The sequence below is a fragment of the Streptomyces sp. SM11 genome, from assembly GCF_002910905.1.
In the GTDB taxonomy this organism is placed as follows: domain Bacteria; phylum Actinomycetota; class Actinomycetes; order Streptomycetales; family Streptomycetaceae; genus Streptomyces.
The window spans coordinates 1-11,770 of the sequence record NZ_NEUE01000097.1; the positions used below are offsets into that span (position 1 = coordinate 1).

The 11,770-nt window shown below is 71.3% G+C and carries 8 protein-coding genes; 4 read left to right on the top strand and 4 right to left on the bottom strand.

Annotation, left to right across the window (positions count from 1 at the left end):
- Positions 1 to 657: transposase family protein (locus B9S58_RS06135; RefSeq protein WP_181009202.1), on the top strand; the 657-nt coding region annotated here is incomplete at its 5' end.
- A 314-nt stretch (positions 658 to 971) separates the two neighbouring features.
- Here B9S58_RS06135 and B9S58_RS06140 read toward each other — a convergent pair.
- Together B9S58_RS06140 and B9S58_RS39910 are read right to left on the bottom strand one after the other, a co-directional pair.
- Positions 972 to 1,718: a DUF2637 domain-containing protein gene (locus B9S58_RS06140; RefSeq protein WP_103531109.1), complete on the bottom strand. Its 747-nt coding sequence runs from the start codon at positions 1,716 to 1,718 to the stop codon at positions 972 to 974.
- Positions 1,719 to 1,754: 36 nt separating this feature from the next.
- A complete protein-coding gene (locus tag B9S58_RS39910) occupies positions 1,755 to 2,069 on the bottom strand; it encodes a hypothetical protein (RefSeq protein WP_308457891.1) in 315 nt (104 codons plus the stop codon).
- A 20-nt stretch (positions 2,070 to 2,089) separates the two neighbouring features.
- Here B9S58_RS39910 and B9S58_RS39915 point away from each other — a divergent pair, with 20 nt between their 5' ends.
- Positions 2,090 to 2,335 (top strand): hypothetical protein, encoded by a 246-nt coding sequence (locus tag B9S58_RS39915; RefSeq protein ID WP_308457892.1) that lies wholly within the window; start codon positions 2,090 to 2,092, stop codon positions 2,333 to 2,335.
- A 637-nt stretch (positions 2,336 to 2,972) separates the two neighbouring features.
- On the opposite strand, the gene B9S58_RS06150 is transcribed toward B9S58_RS39915, so the two are convergent.
- Positions 2,973 to 4,565: a long-chain fatty acid--CoA ligase gene (locus tag B9S58_RS06150; RefSeq protein WP_103531110.1), complete on the bottom strand. Its 1,593-nt coding sequence runs from the start codon at positions 4,563 to 4,565 to the stop codon at positions 2,973 to 2,975.
- A 7-nt stretch (positions 4,566 to 4,572) separates the two neighbouring features.
- On the bottom strand, positions 4,573 to 6,117 hold the full coding sequence (locus B9S58_RS06155) for a class I adenylate-forming enzyme family protein (protein ID WP_103531111.1): 1,545 nt from the start codon (positions 6,115 to 6,117) through the stop codon (positions 4,573 to 4,575).
- A gap of 209 nt (positions 6,118 to 6,326) precedes the next feature.
- Here B9S58_RS06155 and hemA point away from each other — a divergent pair, with 209 nt between their 5' ends.
- Both hemA and B9S58_RS39920 read left to right on the top strand, forming a co-directional pair.
- Entirely contained in the window at positions 6,327 to 7,571 is a 1,245-nt protein-coding gene (gene hemA / locus B9S58_RS06160) for a 5-aminolevulinate synthase (protein WP_103531112.1), read from the top strand.
- A gap of 333 nt (positions 7,572 to 7,904) precedes the next feature.
- The coding region (locus B9S58_RS39920; RefSeq protein ID WP_308457893.1) for an acyltransferase domain-containing protein at positions 7,905 to 11,770 on the top strand (3,866 nt) is incomplete at its 3' end.

Sequence of the window (11,770 nt, forward strand, 5' to 3'; positions counted from 1 at the left end):
GTCGACAGCATCGCGGCGACCACTACCCGCACCGGCCTCACGGTCCGGGCCGAACTCGACACCACCGCCTATGAGACAGGAGTGAGGGTCAGTGACGGGCAGATGACCGCCCTGCCGCTGAACCGCCACGACTGGCACGGCGACTGGAACTACACCCTCCGCCCCGAGGAGCACAGTCGGGACGGAATCCCTCCGATCCTGCCCCAGCTCCAGCCCGGCCCCGGCCGCGCCTGGCTGGTCCACCCGGCTCTGACCGGCATGGACCAGCACCAGTGGGACCAGCTCGTCGGCGAGCTGGCGGCAGCCCGCATGGCCCAGAGAGAAGAAGATCTCCACCAGCGGCGCGGCGGTGACCGGCAGAAGACTCCGGCCGTCGGCCTCTACACCGGCCGACGCCCCGGCCTCACCCTCGTCGACCGGCTCCTGGCCACCCTCCTCTACGAGCGGCTCGGGCTCCCGCAGGTCGTCATCGCCCGCCTCTTCGCGGTCGCACCCCAGACCATCAACCGGCGCATCCGCAAAACCCACCAACTCCTCGACGAGATCGGGCACGTCATCGCCCCGGCCGAGCACCGCCTCGCCACCCTGGACGACCTCGCAGACCTCGCCGCACACCTCGGCATCACCCCAACACCAAAGATCAAGACAGCGAGTTGATAATCGGCAGGCCCTAACTACCCGGCCTTGGGAGAACTTCAGGTTCGATGCAGCCGCCGAGGTGTTCGATCTGCTGCTGTGCGCGGTCGAAGTCGGGGTGGTTGACGAGGTGGAGCAGGTCCCGCACGGCGGGGCTTGCCACGTGGCGCAGGTCCAGGGTGACCATTCGGGGCGTGTCCCTTCTGTCGGGTGGGCGGCCCCGAGCAGCAACCGGCCGGATGGAAGGCCGTGTTGGTACTGCTCGGGGCATGGCGAACCAGACCCCGGGGCGGGCGTGGGTTCAGCAAGGGGATTCGGCCGGTGAGGGCCGGGGCTCAGAGCTGAGCGAGTGCGGCGGTGGCCACTGGCAGGGCGACGCCCATGCGCGTTCCCAGATGAGCGGCGGTGATCGCTGTTCCGTGCTCGGCGCGGTGGGTGTCCGCGATGCGCCGGGCTGCGTCCAGCAGGGCGGCCGGAAGGGCAGGGCCGGAAGCGGGTCGGCCCGTCGTGGTGACGGCGGCCGGCGGAACGGCGGCCGGAGCGGGCTCCAGCTCCTCGGTCATGGAGGCGGCGATCTGCGGGGCGGGAGTCGGGGGTGCCGATTCGGGCGATGGAGCGACGTCGGGCACCGGATCGGTGGCAAGGGCGGGGGCGGTGCCCTCCAGGCGCGGGTTGGGGCGGGTGAGGGCGTGGAACTGGGCGAGGAAGGCGGGGCCGACGTGGCCCCAGCCCAGCAGCTGGAGCGGAGCGACGGTGTCCAGGCAGGCCCGTCCGTAGCGTCCGGTCAGCAGCGGTTCGGCGGTGTTCAGAGCGAGGGTGAGCAGGCCGCACAGGTGCAGCAGCCGGGTACCGGCACGCAGTTCAGCCTTGGAGACGCCACGCAGGGCGAGGAAGCGCAGCGCGACCAGGAGCCCGACGACGGACAGGTCCACCATGGGGGCGATCAGTGGCGCGATCGGGCGGGGGACACCGAGCCGCAGGGCGAGCGCCCAGACGTTGCCGATGGAGAAGACGAAGGCCAGGGCCGCGATGACCGCCATGACCACGGTCACGGTGCGCCGGGTGAACCGTTCCTCCGCCATGTCCTCAACCTCCTTTCCAGTGTGGGCTTTTCGGAATTACTTGGTGAGCGGCGGCAGGTGTGCCGCAGACCGGTCGACGGAGTGGAGAAGGGCGTCCAGACACAGGTCCGGGTCGGCGGTCAGGTGCGAGGTGTCCTCGGCGACGCGGGCCGCGTCGGCGTCGGAGACGTAGGGGGTGCGGATGCGGGTGTAGCCGGGGCGGCCCTGCATCGCCATGACCGCGACGCCGACGTAGGCGGGGTCCTGCAAGGTGACCGGGCTGGCATCGGGCCAGTTGCGGATGTCGTCGCCGAGTGCGGCCACCGCTGCTTCCACGGTCTTCTGCGCGAAGGACAGCCCGATGGGGCACACGTCGCGGATGAAGAGTGGGGATGGCGTCGCCGGTGGTCTTCTGGCTGATCAGGATCACCAGGATGCCGATGCTGCGGCCCTTCTTGACCAGGTCCTCCACCAGCCGGGCGTTCTCCGCCGTCAGCGCGGCCAGCCGTCTGGTGGTGGCGTCGCTGCCCTTGTACTCGCGGAAGTGGGTGTGCGCCTCGTCGATGATCAGGACCGTGAGCGGCCACTGCGGCGAGGGGCCGACGTGTGAGATGTGGGAGCGTGTGACGCATGAGTGAAACGGAGCCGCAAGCGATGAAGTACCAGGTAGATGGGCCAGAGGATGCACCTTGGTTGGTCCTCGGTCCCAGTCTCGGTACTACATGGCACAGGTTGTGAATCGCGTCCTGTGTAGTCCAGCCGGTCCACGTCGATCGAGTAGGCCCAGCTCAGAGCCTGATGTCCCGGGGGGCCCGGGACGTCTGTGAGATGTGTGTGAGAGAACGCGACGCTCGAACGAAACTCCGCCGTGAACCTCCGACGCTTCTCCGCCATGACAACCAACATCCCCTGCTGTCACGGACTCCACGTTACGAGGGGACCCTCAAGGTGCTTGCGTGACACCCGCATCGAGGAACGTCAGTGCCGCCCCGCCAGTCGCCCTCAGGCCTTACCGCCCCTGGATCGTCTTCGGGGACCAGGTGGGGACCGGACGGAGGCCGACGTCCTTCACCGGGCCGTCGGATCATTGGGTCGGCGGGCCACGACGATGGGGGCCGGCAGCGAGCGCGGTGCGCGCAGTGCGTTGAAGCGGGCCGTGCCGGAGGTCCGTGGCGGCGCGGAGGGCACGACGGCGGACCCAGGGGAGGAATGTGGTAGAAGTCCCGACGACCTTCCGCGTCCGGACCGCCTCCCGGGCGGCCGGGCGGCCCGACATCATGCCGTCCCCTGTGCCTCGGTGCGGACCTGGCGGGCCCCTGTGGTCAGCAGGGCGACCAGCTCCCGTTTGAGTACCTTGCCGCTGGGGCCGAGGGGGAAGGCGTCCACGAACTCCACCCGGCGCGGGTACTTGTACGGTGCCATCCGCTCCTTGCTCCAGGCGACGATCTCGGCGCCCAGGGCCGGGCCCGGCGCCGTGCCGGGGCGGGGCCTCACCACCGCGCATACCTCCTCGCCGTGGACGGGGTGGGGGAGTCCGACGACGGCTGCCTGGGCGATCGCCGGGTGGTGGGCCAGGACGTCCTCCACCTCGCGTGGGTAGACGTTGTACCCGCCGCGCAGGACCACGTCCTTCTTGCGGTCGACGACGGAGAGGTAACCGTCGTCGTCCTTGACGCCCAGGTCACCCGAGCGGAACCAGCCGTCCACGATGGCCTCGGCGGTCGCCTCCGGCCGGTTGAGGTAGCCGGCCATCACGTTGTGCCCCCGGATGACGATCTCCCCCGTCTCGCCGGCGGGCAGCAGCTCGATCCTGTCCTCCACCCCGGCTCTGGCGATCTCGACCTCGACGCCCCAGATCGGCAGGCCCACCGTGCCCGGTCTGAGCGGCCACGCCTTCTGGTTGTAGGCCACCACCGGGGAGGTCTCGGTCAGTCCGTACCCTTCGAGGACCGGGCAGCCGAACGTCTCCCGGAACGCGTCCAGGACCGCCACCGGCAGCGCGGCGCCGCCGGAGAACGCGCGGTCGAGCGCGGGTCTGCGCGGGTCGGCGCGGGCCGCTTCGAGGAGGGCCGTGTACATCGTCGGGACCCCCATGAAGACGGTGCAGCCCTCCCGCACCATGAGGTCCAGCGCGCCCGGCCCGTCGAACCGGGGCAGCAGGACCAGGGTCGCCCCCGCCCGGAAGCAGGTGTTCATGCCGCAGATCTGACCGAAGGTGTGGAACAGGGGCAGACAGCCGAGCAGGACGTCGTCCGCGGTGAAGTCGAACGGCGACAGCATGGTCGTGTCGACGTTCATCACCACGTTGAGATGGGTGAGCAGGGCGCCCTTGGGCCGTCCTGTGGTGCCGGAGGTGTAGAGGATCACGGCGATGTCCTCGGGGGCACGCGGCACCTGACGGTCGATCGGGGCGCTCCGCGCCGCGAGCGCGTCCAGCCTCGGCGCGCGGGCGAACTCCCCTTCCTCGCCACCCTCTTCTGCCATGACGGTGAGTACGGGCGTGCCGGTCGTCTCCGCCGCCCTGCCGCCCTCGGCCAGGAGAGGGGCGGCGCAGATCAGCGCCGCCGCCCCCGAGTCCTTCAGGACGTACGCGATCTCGTCCGCCCGGAGCAGGGCGTGGACCGGGACCGCGATCGCGCCGAGCGCGAGCACACCGAAGTAGGCCGACGGGAAGTACGGTGTGCTGGGCAGCAGCAGCGCCACCTTGTCGCCCGGGCCGATGCCCCGCGCGCGCAGCGCCGCCGCGTACCTCCGTGCCTCGTTCCACAGTTCGCGGTAGGTGATCTTCCGCGTACCGGACACGACCGCCGGGTGCTCCGGTCGCCGTAGCGCGGACTCGGAGAGGATGGACGCCACGGAGAGGGTCACGGGGGTCTCACCCGCCCGCTTCCGCGGCCAGCCGCGTCTTGTCCGGTTTGCCGACGCCGGTGAGGGGCAGAGCGGGGCGGATGTGGATCCGTGCGGGGACGTGCTTGGGCGAGACGGTGGCCCGGATGTGCTCCGCCAGTCCGTCGGGGGTGGCCGTGGCCGCTTCGCGCAGCACCACGGCGGCGTGCAGGTGCTCGATACGGTCCCGGTCCCGGACGCAGAAGACGGCGGCCTGGACGACATCGGGATGGGCCAGGAAGGCGTTCTCCACGGTCACCGGATGGATCTTGATGCCATTGGTCTTGATCACCTCACCGACTCGGCCGCGCAGGTGGAGGTAGCCGTCGCCGTTGACGAAGCCGAGGTCACCGGTGCGCACCCAGCCGTCCTGTACGGTCCGGGCGGTGAGTTCGGGCTCGGCCACGTACTCGCTCATCGTGAACGGCGACCGTACGCGGACCTCGCCGGTCTCGCCGGGCGGCAGGTCGCGGTGGTCCTCCGGGTCGGTGATCCGGACCCAACCGGGCATCGGCCGGCCGACCGTGACCCGCAGCCGGGCATCGAGGTGCTCGGTGGGCGAGAGCATGCTGACGAAGCCCGCCTCGCTGGTCGCGTACACCTGGATCAGTACGTCCCCGAAGACCTTGACCGCCTCGCCCAGGCGTTCGGGGGAGGCGGGGGAGCCCACGTACGTGACCATCGTGAGGCTGGAGAGGTCGGTCGAGTCCACCTCCGGATGGTCCATGAGCAGATACAGCTGGGGAGGGGAGAGCAGCATCCGCGTGATCCTGTGCCGCTCGATGCAGCGCAGCACGTCACCCGGGTCGAAGCCGTCTCGCAGGACCACCGAGCCGCCGGACGCGAGTGAGTCGTCCGCCGTGGCGCCGCTCGAGTGGCTCAGCGGGAGGCAGGCCAGGTAGACCGACCGCCAGCCCATCTGTAAACCGGCGGAGATGAAGCCGTTGCGGGCCCGGAAGTCGAAGGCGATGCCCTTCGGCTCACCGGTCGTCCCGCTCGTGTAGGTCACCACCGCGGGCCGGTCGGGTCCGATCTCGACGCCGGTCGGGTCCAGTGCGTCCGGGTCCCCTGCCGTCAGGTCCAGGACATCGGGGCCGAGGTCGTCGAGGGCGGCGAGGGCGAGCGGAGTGCCCAGCCGCTCGCGCAGCTCACGCGCGGTCGCGAGGTTCTCCGCGTCGACGGCCAGATGCGTCGCACCGGTCTCCCGGAGGACCTTGAGCTTGGCGTCGGCGGCCAAGTGGTCCGCCGGGTCGACCGCGTTGGTGGTGTGCAGATGCACCACCGTGGCCCCGGCCAGATTCGCGGCGTACCGCAGGACCAGGGTCGGGGCGGTGTTGGTGACGGTCAGGACGGCGACCACCGCCCCGCCGTCGATCCCGTCGGCGTGCTGGTGCAGAACCTGCGCGGCCGACCGGACCAGGGTGGTCAGCTCCGCCGCGGTGAGCGTCCTGTCGCGCCAGGACAGGACGACCTTCTCCGGTTCCGCGGAGATCGCCTGAAGGATCTGGCTGACATACGTTTCGTTCGACGGCATAGGAAACTCCAGTGGTGCCGTGGCGAGGAATTTCCGCAGAGCCTACAACAAGAGAACCAGGTATACCAGGAGTGCGAACTGAGAAATCGGGTGCGCGGGCGGTAGTAAATTGTCGCAGGCCGCGCCATCGAATTGATATTCCGCCCTGAGATAGTGCCCTCTACCGGTTCGGCCCCGCACCGGTTCGGTCTTCGGAGAAAAGGGTCGTCATGAACCATTACCTGGAGCTCTTCTCACGGAACACGGGCGAAGGCGGGGCATCGGATGCGAAACGTGAGTTCCTCGAACTCGGCCGGCTCGCCGGAAAATTTCCGGCGGCCCGGAGCCTGCGGGACGGGGTCACCTCCGAGATCAGCGTGTGGTGCAGCAACGACTACCTGGGAATGGGCCAGCACCCGCTGGTTCTGGCGGCGACCCGCGAAGCCCTCGACGAGTACGGCGCGGGCTCGGGCGGCTCCCGGAACATCGGCGGCACCAACCACTACCACGTACTGCTGGAGAAGGAACTCGCGGATCTGCACGGAAAGGCGGACGCCCTTCTCTTCACCTCCGGGTACACCGCCAACGACGGAGCCCTCACGGTCCTCGCCGGTCTGCCGGAGAAATGCGTCGTCTTCTCCGACGAGATGAACCACGCCTCGATCATCGACGGGCTTCGCCACAGTGGCGCCGAGAAACGAATTTTCCGCCACAACGACACGGCCCATCTGGAAGAGCTGATATCCGCCACCGATCCCGACCGGCCGAAGATGGTCGTCATGGAGTCGGTCTATTCGATGGGGGGTGATGTCGCCCCGCTCGCCGAGATCGCCCGGATCGCTCGCGAGCACGGCGCGATGACCTTCCTCGACGAGGTGCACGCGGTCGGAATGTACGGGCCGGAGGGAGCCGGTATCGCCGCGGGCCTGGGCATCGCGGACGAGTTCACCGTCATCATGGGGACGCTCGCCAAGGGATTCGGCACCACCGGGGGGTACATCGCCGGACCCGCCGAGCTGGTCGACGCGGTGCGCGGCCTCTCCCGCCCCTTCATCTTCACCACCGCCCTGCCCCCGGCGGTCGCGGCGGGTGCACTCGCCGCGGTCCGGCACCTGCGCACCTCGGAGGAGGAACGCGACCGGCTCCGCGAGAACGCGCGGCTGACGCACCGCCTGCTCAGGGAACGCGGCATCCCCTTCCTCTCCGACGGGTCCCACATCGTCTCGGTCTTCGTCGGGGACGACGCACTCGCCCGGCGGATCTCCGCACTGCTGCTGGGCCGCCACGGCATCTACGTCCAGGCGATCAACGCACCGAGCGTGCGCGTGGGCCAGGAGATCCTCAGGAGTGCACCCGGCGCCGTCCACGAGCCCGCGGAGATCGAGGGGTTCGTCACGGCACTGGACGGAATCTGGCGGGAACTGGGGGTGACGCGTGCTCAGGGCCCGCACCGGTCCCTGGGAACGGACGACTGACCCGCCCCGCGGGGTGCGCGGCCCCTCCGTCGCCCCCAGCACGAGGCGGCGGCTCTCTTTCGCTCCACCGCGCCGCGAGGGGGCGCGGCTCTTTTCCGCTCCACCGCGCCGCGACCCGCCCGCACGGGGCGTGCGCGGCTCTCCTCCACCGCTCCACGGCCCGTCCGCTCCCCGTACCCGCATCCTGTCGCGGCCTGCGCTATCGGGCCGCTATGCGACCTCGGCAAGATCGACGTCGCAGGTCCGGTGGCGATACCCGCAGGCCACGACGGAGGCGTCCCGGCCGACGCACGACCCCGTGGCGGCGGGCACCCCGCCACGGTCCGGTGACCGATGGTCCTGCTCGCCGTGAAGGAGTCCGAGAACACGATGGCGCACCCCGACGGTACGGAAGCACCGCTGCTGTGGACGCTGGCCGGCAACGGCAGGGAGTCGCTGGCGGCCGGTGCGCGCGGCCTGCACACGTACCTGGCGGGCCGTGACGGCTGGAGTCCCCAGGACATCGCGCTCACCCTCGCGCACTACGCTTCCGAGGGCAGCCGGCGGGCGGCACTGGTGGCGGACGGCCGGGACGGGTTCCTGCGGCGGCTGGACGCGCTGGCCGACGGCAGGAGCACGCCCGGCCTGGTGGAGGGCGCCGCCCGGGCCGGCGGCCAAGTCGCCTTCTTGTTCCCCGGACAGGGCGCGCAGTGGCCCCGGATGGCGGTGGACCTGCTGGACACCTCAACGGTGTTCCGCGACCGGATGGACGCATGCGCGCAGGCCCTGGAACCGTTCGTCGACTGGTCGCCCCTCGACGTGCTCCGCGATCCGGACGCGCCGGGCGCACCCGCCGGGGACCGGGCCGACGTGGTGCAGCCCCTGCTGTTCGCCGTGACGGTGTCGCTCGCCGCGCTGTGGCGCTCCCACGGGGTGGAACCGGCCGCCGTGCTCGGGCACAGCGTCGGAGAGGTCACCGCGGCCGCGGTCTCCGGCGCGCTGTCCCTGGACGACTCCGCGCGGGTGGTGGCCCTGTGGAGCCAGGCCCAGGCGACCCTGGCCGGGCAGGGCGACATGGTCTCCGTCATGGCCCCGGCCGACGAGGTCGAGCCGAGGCTGCGCCGCTGGGAGGGCCGCCTTGTCGTCGCCGCGCACAACGGCCCCCGGTCCGTGATCGTCTCCGGCGACCGCGACGCCGTGGCCGAACTCCTCGACGGCCTGGCCAAGGACGCGGTGCACGCCCGGCGGATCGCCGTGGGCCTGGCCGCCCATTCCCCCCACATCGACGCGATCATCCCCCGGATGCGCGCCGACCTCGCCTCGATCCACCCCCGTACACCGCAGCTGCCCTACTACTCCGGACTGACCGGCGGACGACTGGACGCCCCGGTACTGGACGCTGACTACTGGTGCCGCAACCTGCGCAACACGGTCAGGTTCCACCAGGCGGCCGGGGCCCTGCTGCGGGACGGGCACGGTGTTCTGCTTGAGGTCAGCCCGCACACCGTGCTGACCTCCGCCCTGGCGGACTGCGTGGAGGAACACGGCGCCGAGGCCGCCGTCCTCGGGACGCTGCGCCGCGACCAGGACGGTCCGGGCCGGTTCCTGACCTCGCTCGGCGACCTGTACGTGCGCGGAGTCGCCCCGCAACGGAAGGCGCTCTCCACCGTGGAGCACGCCCGGGTGCGGGAACTGCCTGCGGCGGTCCTGGCCGCGCTCGCGGAAGACGGCCCGGCGGACGTGAACGGGCCGGACGGCACGGGCGGTGACGCGGACGCCGCCACCGCGTTCCGTGTGGAGCTGGCCGCCATGGACGTGCGGGAGCGGCGCGCCGCGCTGGCACGGCTCGTGGGCGAGGAGATCGCCGCCCTGACCGGGCGGCCCGATCCCGTCCCCGCCGAACTGGCCTTCCTCGACCTGGGATTCGACTCCGTCACCGCCGTGGAGCTGCGCAACCGGCTGGGCGCGGCGACGGCGCTGCGCATCCCGGCGACGGTCGTCTTCGACTGCCCGACCCCGGCGGCCCTGACCGCGTACCTCTGCGCCGAGATCAGCGGCGACCGGCCCGCCACTGACGCCGACACGGACACGGCCGGACCGGTGCGGCGGCGGCCCGCGGACGACGACCCCGTGGTGATCGTCGGGATGGGCTGCCGCTACCCCGGCGGCGTCGGCAGCCCCGACGAACTCTGGGAGCTGGTGTCCGCAGGCGCCGACGCCGTCTCCGCGCTCCCCGACGACCGGGGCTGGGACACCGCCGGACGGTACGACCCCACACCGGGTACGCCGGGCCGCTACTACCAGCGGGAGGCGGGTTCACTCGCCGGCGCGGCCGAGTTCGACGCGGAGTTCTTCGGTATCTCGCCGCGCGAGGCGGCGGCGATGGACCCGCAGCAGCGGCTGCTGCTGGAGACGACCTGGGAGGTGCTGGAGCGGGCCGGGATCGACCCCGCCACCCTGCGGCGGACCCCGACGGGCGTCTACGTCGGAGCGATGACCATGGACTACGGCCCCTCTCTCGAACAGGGCGCCGACGAGGGCGGCCACCTGCTGACCGGCAACACCGGAAGCGTCGCATCGGGCCGACTGGCCTACACCCTCGGGTTGGAGGGGGCGGCGGTCACGGTGGACACGGCGTGCTCGTCCTCGCTGGTGGCCCTGCATCTCGCGGTACGGGCGCTGCGCTCGGGCGAGTGCTCGCTCGCCCTGGCCGGCGGAGCGACCGTGATGTCCACGGTCGGCATGCTCGTGGAGTTCAGCCGCCAGGGCGGTCTGGCCCCGGACGGCCGCTGCAAGGCCTTCGCGGCGGCCGCCGACGGCTTCGGCCTGGCCGAGGGCGTTGGGATGCTGCTGGTGGAGCGGTTGTCGGACGCCCGCCGTAACGGGCATCCGGTGCTGGCGGTGGTGCGGGGTTCGGCCACGAACCAGGACGGTGCGAGCAACGGCCTGACGGCGCCGAGCGGCCCGTCGCAGCAGCGGGTGATCCGCGCGGCACTGGCGGACGCGGGGCTGACGCCGTCCGAGGTGGATGTGGTGGAGGCGCACGGTACGGGGACGCGGCTGGGTGACCCGATCGAGGCGCAGGCGCTGCTGGCGACGTACGGTCAGGACCGGCCCGGGGACCGTCCGGTCTGGATCGGTTCACTGAAGTCCAACATCGGCCATACCCAGGCCGCGGCGGGTGTGGGCGGTGTCATCAAGTCAGTGCTGGCGATCCGGCACGGGGTGATGCCGAAGACACTGCATGTGGACGGTCCGACGCCTGAGGTGGACTGGTCGGCGGGTGCCGGGCAGCTGCTGACGGAGGCCCGTACGTGGGACGACGCGGGCCGTCCGCGCCGCGCGGGTGTCTCCTCCTTCGGCATCAGCGGGACCAACGCCCACGTGATCCTGGAGTCCGTCCCGGCCGAGGCTCCAACCGGGACGGTGGAGGAGGTCCGGCGCCCCGGGGCGGTGGTGTGGCCGGTGTCGGCGCGCAGTGCGGAGGCTCTGCGGGCGCAGGCGGCCGCGTTGGCGGCACGGGTGGTGGCGGAGCCCGCCCTCGATGCGGTGGACGTGGGTTACTCGCTGGCGGTGGGGCGTGCGTCCTTCGAACACCGCGCGGTGGTGGTGGGCGGCGACCGGAGAGAACTGCTCCGTGGGGTGAGGGCGCTGGCGGAGGGGCATTCGGCCCAGGTGCCGGGGCTGGTGCGGGGTGAGGGGGTGTCGTCGGGTCGTTCGGTGCTGGTCTTCCCGGGTCAGGGGTCGCAGTGGGTGGGGATGGCTGCGGAGTTGTTGGGGGAGTCGGGGGTTTTCGCGGGGCGGATGGGTGAGTGTGAGCGGGCGCTTTCTCCGTACGTCGACTGGTCGTTGGTGGAGGTGTTGGGTTCGGAGCGGTTGTTGGCGCGGGTTGATGTGGTGCAGCCGGTGTTGTGGGCGGTGATGGTGTCGTTGGCGGAGGTGTGGCGTTCGTTCGGTGTGGCCGTGGATGGTGTGGTGGGTCATTCGCAGGGTGAGGTGGCGGCTGCCTGTGTGGCGGGTGGGTTGAGCCTGGACGACGGGGCGCGTGTGGTGGCGTTGCGTTCCCGTGCGGTGGGGGTGTTGGCGGGGCGCGGCGGTATGGCGTCGGTGCCGTTGCGGGTGGATGTGGTGCGGGAGCGTCTGTCCGGGTGGGGTGGTCGGTTGTCGGTCGCGGCGGTCAACGGCCCGTTGTCGACGGTGGTTTCCGGTGACGCGGACGC